Consider the following 15,672-nt stretch of genomic DNA (forward strand, 5'->3'; position numbering starts at 1 on the left):
TTTGCAGGTCGTCCTGCAAAGCTGATGTGTGAAATGGCATTTTTGCCCGAGAGAAAATGAATTTCAACCTTTTTATTCGCTGCCCGCTAAAAGCAAGAATTAAGCATAATTAGCGGCGTAGTTCCCGCATTTGGCACTCATCGGAGTTCTCTATGATGAAGGGCTTTCTGAATCCGGAAAGTCGATTGCCTCTCTTCTGAATGCGAAAAGGTTATGCTTAAAATTTTAGTGATTGATCGGTGCCACTTTACCCGTACAGGGATTGAGGCCTTGCTTAATCATTCTGGCAGGTTCAGCTCCTCATTTCTTGTGTCAGGGATCAATAATCTCCTGTTAGCAAAAGAGCATATTTTGCAGTGGAAGCCGCATCTGGTGATCGCGGATTTATACAGTTTTATTAGCGAGACGCATACCAGTCCGCCAATTAAACCCTTTTTCATGAGCTGCGGCGTCATCCCGCTGATTTTACTGCAATCAGTTGAAAGACAGCACGCCTCAATTGCTTCCTCTCAATCCGTCGCCCATTCGGTCTTAACCAAGCACACCACGTTGAACGCGCTCTCACACACGATTCAGGAGGCGCTACAGCTTCGTCCCACGTTAGAAATAGCCGAAAACGCGACTCCGCTGCTTACGCCGCAGGAGGAGAAAGTATTGTCGATGTGGATGGATGGTGTGAGTAACAATGCGATAGCCGCCGCACTCAGCATTCATGGCAAGACGGTCTACACCTATAAACGGAATATCCGCATGAAACTGCACATGGGGAACCGCTTCTCGCCGTTTCTCTCACTCCCCGGGAAGGGGAATTAACGGTACGACGTGACGTCGTACCGTTCATGATTATTGTTGAGCTTTTGTCGCTGCACCAGAGATTGCGCTACCGCCCTCAGAGATATCCTGCCCAACACCTTTCGTGGTATTGCACGCAGTCAACACTGAAGAAAGAACCAACACAGAAAAGATCGCAGCAATTGTCTTTTTAACCATAACGTCTTCCTTTTCTAGCCAATATTGTTTGTGTATAGCTCATTAATAATAGACAAGATCCGCAAGTGTGATGGATAAACAACCGTTTTTAAGACTATGAGAGAGTGTTAGCTGGCGGCGTGAGAGATTGAATTGCCAAGATGTTTGATGTCTTCACCGAAGCCGCGCGCGGTATTACACCCCGCCAGGAGAGTGCTGGTGAAAAGGATGAGCATTACAAGACTGAGAAGACGTTTCATCATTCCTGCCCTGGAAAAAGTATGGCGCAGCAACCTGCGCCATAAGATCAAATAGATATCTTATTTTACGCGAGAAACGTATTCGCCGGAGCGAGTATCCACTTTGATCACTTCACCGATCTGTACGAACAGCGGAACTTTAACGACTGCGCCAGTAGACAGAGTAGCCGGTTTGCCGCCAGTACCAGCGGTATCGCCTTTCAGACCTGGGTCAGTTTCAACGACTTCCAGCTCAACGAAGTTTGGCGGAGTCACGGAGATCGGCTGACCGTTCCACAGGGTCACGATGCATTCAGCCTGGTCCAGCAGCCATTTAGCGTTATCGCCTACCGCTTTCTCGTCTGCAGCCAGCTGTTCGAAAGTGGTGTTATTCATAAAGTGCCAGAACTCACCGTCGCTATACAGGAAGGTCAGGTTCATGTCGGCTACGTCTGCGCCTTCAGCGGAATCGGTAGACTTGAAGGTTTTCTCTACGCGAGTACCGGTCAGCAGGCGACGCAGCTTAACGCGCGCAAATGCCTGGCCTTTACCTGGTTTAACGAATTCGCTGGCTTCAACCGCATAAGGTTCGCCGTCCAACATGATTTTAAGACCAGCACGAAAATCGTTGCTATAGTACGTTGCCATAAGGCCCTCTGAAAATTGTTAACTGGTAGCTAAGCCACAAAATGGCGCATATTGTAACCCTAAATACCCCATCCAGAGAAGATTGGTTATCGCAACTTGCCGATGTTGTGACCGATCCTGATGAACTTCTGCATCTTTTGAATATAGACGCAGATGAAAAACTGTTGGCCGGACGCGACGCGAGACGACTTTTCGCCCTGCGCGTACCGCGCGCCTTTATTGCTCGTATGGAAAAAGGCAATCCGGACGATCCGCTTTTGCGTCAGGTACTTACTTCCCAGGAAGAGTTTGTTGCTGCACCTGGCTACTCGACCGATCCGCTGGAAGAACAGCACAGCGTGGTCCCCGGTTTGCTGCATAAATATCGCAACCGGGCGCTGTTGTTGGTTAAAGGCGGTTGCGCGGTAAATTGCCGCTATTGCTTCCGCCGACACTTCCCGTATGCCGAAAACCAGGGCAATAAGCGCAACTGGCAGGTCGCCCTGGACTACATTAGCGCGCATCCTGAGCTGGATGAAATTATCTTCTCCGGTGGTGATCCGCTAATGGCCAAGGACCATGAACTGGACTGGTTACTCACGCAACTGGAAGCCATCCCGCACATTAAGCGTTTGCGCATTCACAGCCGTTTGCCGATTGTGATCCCCGCGCGCATTACTGAAGGACTGGCCCAGCGCTTTGCGCGTTCCTCCCTGCAGGTTCTGCTGGTCAACCACATTAACCACGCCAATGAGGTCGATGAGGCGTTTCACCAGGCGATGGTCCGACTGCGTACCGCTGGCGTCACGCTACTCAACCAAAGCGTTTTGCTGCGTGGCGTGAACGATAACGCACAAACGCTGGCGAACCTGAGCAACGCCCTGTTTGATGCGGGGGTGATGCCCTATTACCTGCACGTACTGGACAAAGTGCAAGGTGCCGCCCACTTTATGGTCAGCGACGATGAGGCACGTCACATTATGCGTGAACTGCTGACGTTGGTTTCCGGCTATATGGTTCCCAAACTGGCGCGTGAAATTGGCGGTGAGCCAAGTAAAACGCCATTGGATCTGCAACTACGCCAACAATAACCATTATTGAGTGTCCGATTCCGGACACTCACCACGATTACTTATTATTTAAATCCTCACAAGTGGAGCCACGCTTTTAATCTGTGCTATTTTAATTAGCGCTATAAAATCATTAATTCATAATTTGTATCATTAGAACCAAATTCATAATATTAATAAATATATGGTTAGGGAGAACCTTTTATGGTTATAAGTATTAAGGGCATTAATACCGGTGTTATTCGTCAAAATAATGAATTTATTGCTTTAGCATTAAAGATAAAAGAACCAAGGAATAAAACGTCGTTATTTTTTCTTTCTCCGCTTGGGCTAAGAGATCTGCTGATCGCCCTGGAAAGCAGGCTATCCGCCAAACATCAGCTTAGCGAAGACGAGCATGCGCAATATGAGAAGGAATGCGATAAAGTCAGCAAAAAGATGCACGAAAATATTCCTTTGATTCAGGAAGATGAGCTAAAAAATGCCGACATTAATCGTCGCATAAATTCGCTGATGTTAGTGGATGACAAAGGCGAAAACTTAACATTTTCTCTGACACTGCATGATGGACAAACGTGTGAATTACTGGTTAATGAACTACAGATTCGGGTGCTGGTCCATGCTGTTATTCATGCAATAAATAATGCTGGCATGCGGGAATTAGCGCTACGAATTACATCGCTGCTGGATTTCCTGCCGCTGTACGATGTTGATTGCCAAGAAAACGACAATCTGGAATACGACTCTTATACGCACCCCGAATGGAAACAAAGCCTGTTTCATCATTATCTGGCGATTATTTACCGCTATACAGATGATCAAGGAAAAGCCCAGTTCTGTGGTTCGGTAGTAAAAACTCGCGCCCCTTCCGGCAGCAAAGAGGCCGAAGCCATTACTCGCCGTCTTCTCGATTTCAGCCCACGGCTGAAAAAGCTTGCTGGTGTACCGTGCCAAGTGTTTGTCAGAACGTTGACGGGTGATAAGGCGCAAAAGCTCAATCAGGATCAGTGCCTGCGCGCGCTGCATCATTTACGCGCTCAGTCTGTTCATAACGCTCAAAATGCCTGATGTTTCTGCGCTTATCAGGCCGACGAATTTGTATCGTAGGCCTGATAAGACGTTGTAGCGTCGCCATCAGGCATCAACAGCATTTATCAATTTGGGCACTTATAAACCTGCCCAGTCATTTCACTGGCAGTAGGAACAAAGCTGGACAGCATTCCCTGTGATGGGCTGCTGACGCCATAAATCACGTTACCACCCATTGCCGCAGCCTGGTTACGCAGATCGTTTGCTGCGCCACGCATAGAGCCACCCTCTTCGCCGTGCTGGCCAGAAAGCCAGTTGCTTTGCGTACCGGTTGCAGTGCCAATCAGTTGACACTCTGCGCCAGGCTTCTCTTCGACGAAGCGTACGCTTTGCCCGGCTGAACTCAGTTCGTTGCTGGAGCTACAACCCGCCATCAGTAGCGCGGCACCAACGATCCCTGCTAAATATTTCACGTGCATGTCATTCCCCATAATCAATGAGCTGGACGTTATGTCCGTAGCTGAATCATATACTAAAAAGATGACCAAAAGAAAAACCCCCGGACATTTCTGCCCGAGGGTTTCTCATTTTTCGCGAGATACGTATTTAATCAAATAATTCAAGTTGCAGGCAGGCGGCAGGTTCTGAATCCCCCAGTGCTTACATGAGTAAGTGACTGGGGTAAACGAACGCAGCCAATGAACCTGCGGCTTGAAGTATGAAGATTAAATTACATCATGCCGCCCATTCCACCCATGCCGCCCATACCACCAGCAGCACCTAAGTCAGGCGCATCGCCTTTCGGCAGGTCAGTAACCATGCACTCGGTGGTGATCATCAGACCCGCAACAGAAGCCGCGTACTGCAGAGCTGAACGCGTTACTTTGGTTGGATCCAGGATACCCATGTCGATCATGTTACCGTATTCTTCAGTTGCAGCGTTGTAACCGTAGTTACCGTCACCCGCTTTCACGGTGTTAGCCACTACAGACGGCTCTTCGCCGCAGTTCAGTACGATTTGACGCAGCGGAGATTCCATTGCGCGCAGCGCAACTTTAATACCTACGTTCTGGTCTTCGTTCTGACCTTTCAGACCGGCAATTTTAGACGCTACGCGAATCAGCGCAACACCACCACCAGCAACCACGCCTTCTTCTACCGCAGCACGGGTCGCGTGCAGGGCATCTTCAACACGGGCTTTCTTCTCTTTCATTTCAACTTCAGTCGCAGCACCAACTTTGATAACCGCAACGCCGCCTGCCAGTTTCGCTACGCGCTCCTGCAGTTTTTCACGGTCGTAGTCGGAAGTGGCTTCTTCGATCTGCTGACGAATCTGAGTCACGCGACCCTGGATTGCAGCTTCGTCACCCACGCCATCAATGATGGTGGTGGTGTCTTTGTTGATAACAACGCGTTTCGCCTGACCCAGATCTTCCAGAGTTGCTTTTTCCAGCTCCATACCGATCTCTTCAGAGATAACGGTACCACCGGTCAGGGTAGCGATATCCTGCAGCATCGCTTTACGACGGTCGCCGAAGCCAGGCGCTTTAACCGCCGCGACTTTCACGATACCGCGCATGGTGTTAACAACCAGAGTTGCCAGCGCTTCGCCTTCAACATCTTCAGCGATGATCAGCAGTGGTTTACCGGCTTTTGCTACTGCTTCCAGCACCGGCAGCATTTCGCGGATGTTGGAGATTTTCTTGTCAGCCAGCAGGATGAACGGGCTTTCCAGTTCTACTGCGCCAGTTTCCGGCTTGTTGATGAAGTAAGGAGACAGGTAACCACGGTCGAACTGCATACCTTCAACCACGTCCAGTTCGTCCTGCAGACCGGTACCGTCTTCAACGGTGATCACGCCTTCTTTACCGACTTTGTCCATCGCTTCAGCGATCAGTTTACCTACGGTTTCGTCGGAGTTAGCGGAGATAGTACCAACCTGAGCAATCGCTTTAGAGTCAGAGCACGGTACGGACAGTGCTTTCAGTTCTTCAACGGCAGCAGCGACAGCTTTGTCGATACCACGTTTCAGATCCATCGGGTTCATGCCCGCAGCAACGGCTTTCAGACCTTCAGTGATGATGGACTGCGCCAGTACGGTTGCGGTGGTGGTACCGTCGCCTGCAGCGTCGTTCGCTTTAGAGGCAACTTCTTTCACCATCTGCGCCCCCATGTTTTCGAACTTGTCTTCCAGTTCGATTTCACGGGCTACGGAAACACCATCTTTAGTGATGGTCGGTGCACCGAAAGATTTATCCAGAACTACGTTACGGCCTTTTGGACCGAGGGTAACTTTCACTGCATCTGCCAGTACGTTTACGCCGCGCAGCATTTTCACACGAGCGTCGTTACCGAATTTTACGTCTTTAGCTGCCATTTTCTCTTTCCCTTAAATTCGTATGTTCAGTGTCGTTCGCGGATTAGGCTTCAACAATTGCCAGGATGTCACTTTCAGACATGATCAACACTTCTTCATTGTCGATCTTCTCAGATTTAACACCGTAGCCATCGTTGAAAATAACGATATCGCCGACTTTAACGTCCAGCGGCTGTACGGTACCGTTGTCCAGGATGCGGCCCTTACCGACAGCGATGATTTCGCCACGAGTTGATTTACCTGCTGCAGAACCGGTCAGTACGATGCCGCCAGCAGATTTAGATTCAACTTCTTTACGTTTGACGATCACACGATCATGTAACGGACGAATACTCATTGATAGCTCTCCTTTGAGAAAGTCTTTATCAGTTATGGGTGACGCCGGCCCGTGAACGGTTTCCCGGCTAGTGACCAGAGAAATGGGGATGGGGCTTTGTACCTTCAAGGGGGCAAGCGAAAAAAAATTTATATCAGCAGAAAATTCCGTCAAAACGCCGACGCGCATCACATTTTATAACGATTTCAGTCACGTCGTCATAAGCAAATACGATTGTGATACCATCAAAAATCTGCGCTGTAGCCCGGTCAATGGGCATAACCGGATAACAACTTATGAGCGGACTGAAACAAGAGCTGGGACTGGCTCAGGGCATTGGCCTGTTGTCGACATCATTGCTAGGTACAGGCGTTTTCGCCGTCCCTGCGCTAGCCGCGCTGGTGGCTGGCAACAACAGCCTGTGGGCCTGGCCGGTGCTGATTGTTTTAGTCTTTCCCGTGGCGATTGTCTTTGCCGTACTGGGCCGTCATTTTCCCAGCGCGGGTGGCGTGGCGCATTTTGTTGGTATGGCCTTTGGCTCACGCCTGGAGCGCGTCACCGGATGGCTATTTTTGTCGGTGATTCCCGTCGGCTTGCCTGCGGCATTACATATTGCCGCCGGATTTGGTCAGGCAATGTTTGGCTGGCATGACGAACAGCTTCTGTTGGCAGAGCTCGGTACGCTGGCATTGGTTTGGTATATCGGCTCCCACGGTGCCAGCTCTAGCGCTAATCTGCAAACGGTCATTGCCGGATTGATTGTTGCCCTCATTGTCGCCATCTGGTGGGCAGGCGATGTGAAACCTGGCGAAATCCCCTTCCCTGCGATAACCGAGATTGAGCTACCCGGACTGTTCGCCGCGCTGTCGGTGATGTTCTGGTGTTTTGTTGGCCTTGAAGCGTTTGCCCATCTGGCATCTGAATTCAAAAACCCGGAGCGGGATTTCCCGCGCGCGCTGATGATCGGCCTGCTGCTTGCGGGCTCTGTTTATTGGGCATGCACCGTCGTCGTGCTTCATTTTGGCGCCTACGGTGAGCAAATGGCGGCGGCGGCCTCACTGCCAGAGATCGTCGTGCAGTTATTTGGCGTACAGGCACTGTGGGTCGCCTGCATCATTGGTTATCTGGCCTGTTTTGCCAGTCTCAACATTTATATTCAAAGCTTCGCCCGGCTCGTCTGGTCGCAAGCGCAATATAAGCCGGAGAGCCATCTGGCGCGTCTGTCTCCCCGTCACCTTCCGCGCAATGCGCTAAACGCCGTATTGGGCTGCTGCGTGATCAGTACGTTGTGCATCTATATGCTGAAAATCAATCTCGATGCGTTAATCGTCTATGCTAACGGCATCTTTATTATGATTTATTTGCTGTGCATGCTGGCGGGATGTCGATTACTGAAAGGGCATTATCGCATGCTGGCGGTCATTGGCAGTCTACTGTGTCTGCTGCTGTTGGCAATGGTTGGCTGGAAGAGCCTGTATGCGCTGATTATGCTGGCAGGGCTGTGGCTGTTTTTACCCCGCAGGCCGGATAAGGCGACGTTGACGCCGTCATCCGGCAGATAAGCATTTTGCCTGATGGTGCTCACGCTTATCCGGCCCGCATACTGATGCTTAATCCCGAGGATCGTCTTTATGATCAATACGGTTGCGATCGTCGTCTTTGCGCTGAAATTCGCCATCAAAGGTCTCACCGCCACCGGTTCCGGCGCTAAAACCACCGCCCGGCATACGCGAAAAACGCAAATGCGGCAGCAGTTTCATCGTCAGATGTTTTTGCACCGGGGGTAATAAAAGAAGAAGACCGAGGAAATCGGTGAAAAAACCGGGCAGTACCAACAGCAGACCAGCAATGATCAGCGACACGCTCTTGATCATTTCTGCAGCCGGACTTTCACCAGCCGCCATTTTTTGTTGCATCAGTAAAAAGTTTTTAAATCCCTGGTTACGAACCAGAGACATACCGATAACCGACGTAAAAATAACCAAAATCAGCGTCATCAGGACACCCAGGACATGGGCAACCTGAATAAAAATAGATATCTCTATGTAAACATAGAGAAAAATGGCAAGTAATGGTATCCAGCGCAAAGGGTTCTCCTGTCAATAACAGTCGTTTTTTTCAACGCCTGTCCGATGAATTATGTGACTCGCATCAATTAGATGTTGAGGTGGTTAGCAAAATTTCAAGTCGCTTGTACACTTATTTTTAGTATTAATCCTAAAGGGGTGATCCATTTCACAGAATAATAAATAAGGGGTAAATTCCACGCTTTAAGTGATCCAGATTACGGTAGAAATCCTGAACCAGCATATGATCTCGAGTATCAGACCGATGCAGGGGATAATCGTCGGTCGAGAAACAATCGAAATCACATATATCCTGTGTGTTTAGTCAAATCATTGGCAGCTTGAAAAAGAAGGTTCACATGTTAAACAACATTCGTATCGAAGAAGACTTGTTGGGTACTAGGGAAGTTCCAGCGGACGCCTACTACGGTGTTCACACTCTGAGAGCGATTGAAAACTTCTACATTAGCAACAACAAAATCAGCGACATTCCTGAATTTGTTCGCGGTATGGTAATGGTTAAAAAGGCAGCGGCAATGGCCAACAAAGAGCTGCAAACCATTCCTAAGAGTGTGGCAAATGCCATCATCGCGGCGTGTGATGAAGTCCTGAATAACGGAAAATGCATGGATCAATTCCCGGTAGATGTTTACCAGGGTGGTGCGGGTACCTCCGTCAACATGAACACCAACGAAGTGCTGGCCAATATCGGTCTGGAACTGATGGGTCACCAGAAAGGTGAATATCAGTACCTGAACCCGAACGACCACGTTAACAAATGTCAGTCTACCAACGACGCTTACCCAACTGGCTTCCGTATCGCGGTATACGCATCCATCATCAAACTGATCGATGCCCTGAACCAGCTGCGTGAAGGCTTCGAACAAAAAGCTGTTGAATTCCAGGACATCCTGAAAATGGGCCGTACCCAGCTGCAGGATGCTGTACCGATGACCCTCGGTCAGGAATTCCATGCTTTCAGCGTACTGTTGAAAGAAGAAGTGAAAAACATTAGTCGTACCGCTGAGCTGCTGCTGGAAGTTAACCTCGGTGCAACTGCAATCGGTACTGGTCTGAACACGCCGAAAGAATACTCCCCGCTGGCAGTACAGAAACTGGCTGAAGTCACTGGCTTCGCCTGTGTTCCGGCAGAAGACCTGATTGAAGCAACTTCTGACTGCGGCGCATACGTTATGGTTCACGGCGCACTGAAACGTCTGGCTGTTAAGATGTCCAAAATCTGTAACGACCTGCGTTTGCTCTCCTCTGGCCCACGCGCTGGTCTGAACGAGATCAACCTGCCGGAACTGCAGGCTGGTTCTTCTATCATGCCAGCAAAAGTGAACCCAGTTGTTCCAGAAGTCGTAAACCAGGTTTGCTTTAAAGTCATCGGTAACGACATCACCGTTACTATGGCATCTGAAGCTGGTCAGCTGCAGCTGAACGTAATGGAGCCGGTCATTGGCCAGGCAATGTTTGAATCCATTCACATTCTGAGCAATGCTTGCTACAACCTGCTGGAAAAATGCGTTAGTGGTATCACTGCTAACAAAGAAGTCTGTGAAGCGTTTGTATTCAACTCCATCGGCATCGTTACTTACCTCAACCCGTTCATCGGTCACCACAACGGCGACATCGTCGGTAAAATTTGTGCCGAAACCGGTAAGAGCGTACGTGAAGTTGTCCTGGAACGCGGTCTGTTGACCGAGTCTGAACTGGACGATATCTTCTCTGCACAGAACCTGATGCACCCTGCTTATAAAGCAAAACGTTATACTGATGAAAGCGAACAGTAATCGTGTAGGGTAGTACCGGAGAAGGCACGTCATGATGACGTGCCTTTTTTCTTACTCGAAGTTACTTAAAAACAACAATTTAATATCAACTTGTTAAACAACAAGGAAGGCTAATATGATAGTTTTAGAACTTATCATCGTTTTGCTGGCAATCTTTTTAGGTGCCAGACTTGGGGGTATCGGTATTGGATTTGCAGGTGGGCTGGGTGTTCTGGTTCTTGCCGCTATTGGCGTAAAACCAGGTAATATTCCTTTCGATGTTATTTCCATTATCATGGCGGTTATCGCTGCCATCTCTGCCATGCAGATTGCCGGTGGTCTGGACTATCTGGTTCATCAAACTGAAAAACTGCTGCGTAAAAACCCGAAATACATCACGATCCTTGCACCAATCGTGACCTATTTCCTGACTATCTTTGCCGGTACCGGCAACATCTCTCTGGCAACTCTGCCGGTTATCGCTGAAGTCGCGAAGGAACAAGGTATCAAACCTTGCCGTCCGCTCTCTACCGCAGTGGTTTCTGCACAGATTGCGATTACGGCGTCGCCAATCTCCGCAGCCGTGGTTTACATGTCTTCCGTAATGGAAGGTCATGGCATCAGCTACATTCACCTGCTGTCCGTGGTCATTCCGTCCACTCTGCTGGCCGTTCTGGTGATGTCCTTCCTGGTAACGATGCTGTTCAACTCCAAACTGTCTGACGACCCGATTTATCGTAAGCGTCTGGAAGAAGGTTTGGTTGAACTACGTGGTGAAAGACAAGTTGAAATCAAAGCTGGCGCGAAAACCTCCGTTTGGTTGTTCCTGCTGGGCGTGATTTGCGTAGTTGTATACGCCATCATCAACAGCCCAAGCCTCGGCCTGGTCGCTAAACCGCTGATGAACACCACCAACGCAATCCTGATCATCATGCTGAGCGTCGCGACGCTGACTACGATCGTCTGCCGCGTTGAAACTGACTCCATCCTGAACTCCAGCACCTTTAAAGCGGGTATGAGCGCCTGTATTTGTATCCTGGGTGTTGCATGGCTGGGTGATACCTTCGTATCTCACAACATTGACTGGATCAAAGATACTGCAGGTAGCGTAATTCAGGGTCATCCGTGGTTGCTGGCTGTCATCTTCTTCTTTGCTTCTGCGCTGCTGTACTCTCAGGCTGCAACCGCTAAAGCACTGATGCCGATGGCTCTGGCTCTGAACGTTTCCCCACTGACTGCTGTTGCGTCTTTCGCAGCTGTTTCTGGCCTGTTCATTCTGCCAACCTACCCAACTCTGGTTGCGGCGGTGCAGATGGATGACACCGGTACAACCCGCATCGGTAAATTCGTCTTTAACCATCCGTTCTTCATCCCGGGTACTCTGGGCGTGCTTTTGGCTGTCTGCTTTGGCTTCTTGCTGGGCAGCTTCATGCTGTAAGACTTTACTGCAGGGTGCCTTCGCGCCCTGCAGTTCCTCCTCCTCATCATCCCGCTTTAACTAACATCCTTCCCTCGTCCGTTGTATAGTGACCACTCTTTAGCTGGTTACTCTGTTCTTTCGAGGTGTTTATGCTTGATGTAAAGAGTCAGGATATTTCCATCCCCGATACCGTTGTGGTGCTCTGTACCGCCCCGGATGAAGCAACCGCCCAGGATCTGGCCGCCAAAGTGCTGGCGGAAAAGCTGGCTGCCTGCGTGACGCTGCTGCCTGGCGCGACTTCCCTCTATTATTGGGAAGGTAAGCTGGAGCAGGAATATGAAGTCCAGATGATTTTAAAAACCACCGTCACACACCAGCAAGCCCTTCTCGATTGCCTGAAGTCACATCATCCATACCAAACGCCTGAACTTCTGGTTTTACCCGTCACTCACGGAGACTTTGATTACCGCTCATGGCTCAACGCATCCTTACGCTGATCCTGCTGCTGTGCAGCACATCTACCTTTGCCGGATTATTTGACGCGCCTGGCCGCTCGCAGTTTGTTCCTGCCGATCGGGCGTTTGTTTTTGATTTTCAGCAAAACCAACACGATCTGAACCTCTCATGGCAGGTTAAAGATGGCTACTATCTGTATCGCAAACAGATAAGCATTACGCCATCTCAGGCCGATATCGCCGAGGTAAAACTACCGCCAGGCGTCTGGCATGAAGATGAGTTTTATGGCAAAAGTGAGATTTACCGTAAACAATTGACTATCCCGGTCACGGTCAATCAGGCTAAATCTGGCGCAACATTAACGGTCACATACCAGGGCTGTGCCGACGCCGGTTTTTGCTATCCGCCTGAAACTAAAACGGTGCCATTAAGTGAAGTGTCTGCCGATACCAGGGCGACACCTGCGCCAGTTCCTGCCACCGATACTTTGCAAGAGAGACCACAACCCGCAACCCAGCTTCCCTTTTCCGCGCTGTGGGCATTGCTAATCGGAATTGGCATCGCGTTTACACCTTGCGTATTGCCGATGTATCCACTGATTTCCGGTATCGTGCTGGGCGGCAAACAACGCTTATCAACCGGACGCGCGCTGCTGCTGACGTTTATCTACGTCCAGGGAATGGCGCTCACTTATACCGCGCTGGGTCTGGTTGTTGCGGCCGCTGGATTGCAGTTCCAGGCTGCGCTACAGCATCCTTACGTCCTGATTGGCCTTGCCGTGGTCTTTACGCTGCTGGCCCTTTCGATGTTTGGCTTGTTCACGCTGCAACTCCCTTCATCGCTGCAAACACGCCTTACATTGATGAGTAACCGTCAGCAAGGCGGTTCCCCCGGTAGCGTCTTTGCGATGGGGGCGATTGCCGGCCTCATCTGTTCTCCTTGTACAACGGCCCCGCTAAGCGCGATTTTGCTGTATATCGCTCAGAGCGGGAACATGTGGCTGGGAGGCGGCACGCTGTATCTGTACGCGCTGGGGATGGGATTACCTCTGATGCTAATTACCGTATTCGGTAATCGTCTGTTGCCTAAAAGCGGCCCATGGATGGAACATGTCAAAACCGCTTTTGGCTTTGTCATTCTGGCGCTCCCCGTCTTCTTTCTCGAACGCATCATTGGCGACGACTGGGGCGTTCGCCTGTGGTCGCTGTTGGGCGTCGCATTCTTTAGCTGGGCATTTATCACCAGCCTGCAGGCAAAGCACGCCTGGATGCGCATCGTGCAGATTATCCTGTTAGCTGCAGCGCTGGTAAGCGTTCGGCCATTGCAGGACTGGGCGTTCGGCGTGCCGCATGCTCAAACCCAGACACACCTTAACTTCACGCCTGTGGCTTCGGTGGATGCGCTAAATCAGGCGCTGGCACAAGCTAAAGGCAAGCCCGTGATGTTGGATCTGTATGCTGACTGGTGCGTGGCCTGTAAGGAGTTTGAGAAGTATACGTTTAGCAATCAGCAGGTTCAGCAAGCGCTAGGCGACACGGTGCTTTTGCAGGCGGATGTGACTGCAAATAATGCCCAGGATGTCGCTCTGCTGAAACATCTACAGGTTTTAGGTTTGCCGACTATTTTGTTCTTTGACGCCGAGGGGAAAGAGCATCCGGAGGCTCGGGTAACCGGCTTTATGGATGCCGCGACCTTCAGCGCACATTTGCGCGATCGCCAACCGTGAGCGACACTTGCAACAGGAAATACGGAGGAGAATACCGTGCAACGTGAAGATGTCCTGGGAGAAGTCCTGAAATTACTTGAGGTTCAAGGGATAGCCAATACCACACTGGAAATGGTGGCCGATCGTATCGATTATCCTCTTGATGAACTACAACGCTTTTGGCCCGACAAAGAGGCCATTCTGTACGATGCGTTACGTTACCTCAGCCAGCGGGTGGATATCTGGCGGCGTCAACTTTTGCTGGATGACACCCTGAGCGCTGAACAGAAATTACTGGCACGCTACACCGCGCTGTCCGAATGCGTGAGCAATAATCGCTATCCAGGCTGCCTGTTTATCGCCGCCTGTACGTTTTACCCCGATCCCGGGCATCCGATCCATCAGTTAGCCGATCAGCAAAAAAAGGCAGCACATGACTTCACCCATGAGCTGCTGACGACGCTGGAAGTTGACGACCCTGCAATGGTTGCCAAACAGATGGAACTGGTGCTGGAGGGCTGTCTGAGCCGCATGCTGGTGAATCGTAGCCATGCTGATGTCGAAACGGCACACCGTCTGGCTGAAGATATCCTGCGCTTTGCTCAGTGCCGTATGGGCGGTGCGCTGACCTAAGCAAGCATGCCCGCAAGGCCGAAATGAGTCAACACACCAGCGGGTCCTGCCGCAGCAATTGCACCGTTAGTTACTGGAAACGTCGGAAAGGCTTGTGCACAACTTGCGGTAGTGTGCGGGAGTAATACAGGCCGCGTAACGTTTTCCTCAGCCTTTGCTCATATAGAAGGTCAGATAGGTAAATTGCCTGGAAGTTTTGTGCAAACTTCAGGCATAATCGCACAGATTGCCGCAATATTAAGCGGTTGAACATCTTTTCCCGAAATTTGATTGACTGGCAGACGTGAATACGGTTTAATGCGCCCCGTTGCCCGGATAGCTCAGTCGGTAGAGCAGGGGATTGAAAATCCCCGTGTCCTTGGTTCGATTCCGAGTCCGGGCACCACTATTCAAAGAACCCGTCCTAGAGGCGGGTTTTTGCTTTTATAGTTTCTGATACTTTCCAACCGATCATCTCTCAATATCTTTACTGCTCTACCCCTCACAAAATCCATATGTAAGATTAGTCGTGCCTGTTAACAAGCTGACATCTGGGTTCTATAAGAAGATGGGGTTTAACGTGATGGGATGTACAGAGGTCCGCGATCCTGAGCGACAGTACCTGTTACTCAATCCCGCGCACGGATAACAGGCAATGTGCTGCCGGGAGAGCCAGGTGCGCTGCGCTTCTCAGGCCTGCACACCGGTTGCAACATGATGGGCTGGATAAAATGGTACGCTGCATCCGGCAGTTTTCACTCCCTGCAGACGCAAAAAAGCCCATCCGGCAGGATGGGCTTCTTCACTTATTTGATGCCTGGCAGTTCCCTACTCTCGCATGGGGAGACCCCACACTACCATCGGCGCTACGGCGTTTCACTTCTGAGTTCGGCATGGGGTCAGGTGGGACCACCGCGCTACAGCCGCCAGGCAAATTCTGTTTATCAACACACCTCTCGGGTCTGTCGATGTCATCTGTAATCAAGCTGAATTTCGATGTCTCATCCGCCA

Annotated in this window: 16 protein-coding genes, 1 tRNA gene and 1 rRNA gene; 10 read left to right on the top strand and 8 right to left on the bottom strand. The window is 50.4% G+C overall.

All coding sequences use genetic code 11. The features are described from left to right. Window positions 1–213 precede the first annotated feature (213 nt). Window positions 214–813: a LuxR C-terminal-related transcriptional regulator gene (locus O6D90_RS21340; RefSeq protein WP_016155497.1), complete on the top strand. Its 600-nt coding sequence runs from the start codon at window positions 214–216 to the stop codon at window positions 811–813. 30 nt (window positions 814–843) lie between these two features. Here O6D90_RS21340 and ecnB read toward each other — a convergent pair whose 3' ends face one another. The 3 genes from ecnB to efp form a co-directional block, all read right to left on the bottom strand. Then, on the bottom strand, window positions 844–990 hold the full coding sequence (ecnB, locus tag O6D90_RS21345; RefSeq protein ID WP_016151395.1) for a lipoprotein toxin entericidin B: 147 nt from the start codon (window positions 988–990) through the stop codon (window positions 844–846). Window positions 991–1,097: 107 nt separating this feature from the next. Further along, window positions 1,098–1,232: a lipoprotein antitoxin entericidin A gene (gene ecnA / locus O6D90_RS21350; RefSeq protein ID WP_016151394.1), complete on the bottom strand. Its 135-nt coding sequence runs from the start codon at window positions 1,230–1,232 to the stop codon at window positions 1,098–1,100. A 57-nt stretch (window positions 1,233–1,289) separates the two neighbouring features. Further along, window positions 1,290–1,856, bottom strand: a complete 567-nt coding sequence (gene efp / locus O6D90_RS21355) for an elongation factor P (protein ID WP_003025478.1) — start codon at window positions 1,854–1,856, stop codon at window positions 1,290–1,292. A 41-nt stretch (window positions 1,857–1,897) separates the two neighbouring features. On the opposite strand from efp, the gene epmB reads away from it, so the two are divergent. Both epmB and yjeJ read left to right on the top strand, forming a co-directional pair. Further along, on the top strand, window positions 1,898–2,926 hold the full coding sequence (epmB, locus tag O6D90_RS21360; protein ID WP_016155496.1) for an EF-P beta-lysylation protein EpmB: 1,029 nt from the start codon (window positions 1,898–1,900) through the stop codon (window positions 2,924–2,926). 183 nt (window positions 2,927–3,109) lie between these two features. After that, the gene (gene yjeJ / locus O6D90_RS21365) at window positions 3,110–3,973 is read left to right on the top strand and encodes a YjeJ family protein (protein ID WP_016155495.1); all 864 of its coding nucleotides are present in this window, start codon (window positions 3,110–3,112) and stop codon (window positions 3,971–3,973) included. Between the two features lie 86 nt (window positions 3,974–4,059). On the opposite strand, the gene O6D90_RS21370 is transcribed toward yjeJ, so the two are convergent. The 3 genes from O6D90_RS21370 to O6D90_RS21380 all read right to left on the bottom strand — a co-directional run bounded on the left by O6D90_RS21370 (window position 4,060) and on the right by O6D90_RS21380 (window position 6,648). Then, window positions 4,060–4,413, bottom strand: a complete 354-nt coding sequence (locus O6D90_RS21370) for a DUF4156 domain-containing protein (protein ID WP_016151391.1) — start codon at window positions 4,411–4,413, stop codon at window positions 4,060–4,062. A gap of 251 nt (window positions 4,414–4,664) precedes the next feature. Continuing rightward, entirely contained in the window at window positions 4,665–6,311 is a 1,647-nt protein-coding gene (gene groL / locus O6D90_RS21375; protein ID WP_003025464.1) for a chaperonin GroEL, read from the bottom strand. Between the two features lie 43 nt (window positions 6,312–6,354). Next, complete coding sequence (locus O6D90_RS21380; RefSeq protein WP_000027827.1) at window positions 6,355–6,648, bottom strand: co-chaperone GroES; 294 nt, start codon at window positions 6,646–6,648, stop codon at window positions 6,355–6,357. A gap of 275 nt (window positions 6,649–6,923) precedes the next feature. Between O6D90_RS21380 and yjeH the strand changes: the two genes are divergently transcribed. Further along, complete coding sequence (gene yjeH / locus O6D90_RS21385) at window positions 6,924–8,189, top strand: L-methionine/branched-chain amino acid transporter (protein WP_016155494.1); 1,266 nt, start codon at window positions 6,924–6,926, stop codon at window positions 8,187–8,189. Window positions 8,190–8,237: 48 nt separating this feature from the next. On the opposite strand, the gene O6D90_RS21390 is transcribed toward yjeH, so the two are convergent. Further along, entirely contained in the window at window positions 8,238–8,714 is a 477-nt protein-coding gene (locus O6D90_RS21390) for an FxsA family protein (RefSeq protein WP_016151389.1), read from the bottom strand. A gap of 338 nt (window positions 8,715–9,052) precedes the next feature. On the opposite strand from O6D90_RS21390, the gene aspA reads away from it, so the two are divergent. The 6 genes from aspA to O6D90_RS21420 all read left to right on the top strand — a co-directional run bounded on the left by aspA (window position 9,053) and on the right by O6D90_RS21420 (window position 15,067). Next, window positions 9,053–10,489: an aspartate ammonia-lyase gene (gene aspA, locus O6D90_RS21395; RefSeq protein ID WP_016151388.1), complete on the top strand. Its 1,437-nt coding sequence runs from the start codon at window positions 9,053–9,055 to the stop codon at window positions 10,487–10,489. Window positions 10,490–10,604: 115 nt separating this feature from the next. After that, window positions 10,605–11,906 carry an anaerobic C4-dicarboxylate transporter DcuA gene (gene dcuA / locus O6D90_RS21400; RefSeq protein WP_016151387.1) on the top strand — a complete coding sequence of 434 codons (1,302 nt, stop codon included), beginning with the start codon at window positions 10,605–10,607 and terminating at the stop codon, window positions 11,904–11,906. A 131-nt stretch (window positions 11,907–12,037) separates the two neighbouring features. Continuing rightward, window positions 12,038–12,385, top strand: coding sequence for a divalent cation tolerance protein CutA (cutA, locus tag O6D90_RS21405; protein WP_003025447.1), 348 nt, complete (start codon window positions 12,038–12,040; stop codon window positions 12,383–12,385). Next, on the top strand, window positions 12,361–14,070 hold the full coding sequence (locus O6D90_RS21410) for a protein-disulfide reductase DsbD (protein ID WP_016155493.1): 1,710 nt from the start codon (window positions 12,361–12,363) through the stop codon (window positions 14,068–14,070). Before cutA ends, O6D90_RS21410 begins: the two co-directional genes overlap by 25 nt. Before the next feature lie 36 nt (window positions 14,071–14,106). After that, window positions 14,107–14,682, top strand: coding sequence for a transcriptional regulator (locus O6D90_RS21415; protein WP_271143220.1), 576 nt, complete (start codon window positions 14,107–14,109; stop codon window positions 14,680–14,682). A gap of 309 nt (window positions 14,683–14,991) precedes the next feature. Continuing rightward, window positions 14,992–15,067 (top strand) — tRNA-Phe (locus O6D90_RS21420). A gap of 409 nt (window positions 15,068–15,476) precedes the next feature. On the opposite strand, the gene rrf is transcribed toward O6D90_RS21420, so the two are convergent. Beyond that, window positions 15,477–15,592: ribosomal RNA gene (gene rrf / locus O6D90_RS21425) — 5S ribosomal RNA — on the bottom strand. Window positions 15,593–15,672: the final 80 nt, after the last annotated feature.

It is taken from the genome of Citrobacter sp. 21OH12SH02A-Citro, assembly GCF_027919895.1.
Classification (GTDB): Bacteria; Pseudomonadota; Gammaproteobacteria; order Enterobacterales; family Enterobacteriaceae; genus Citrobacter; species Citrobacter braakii.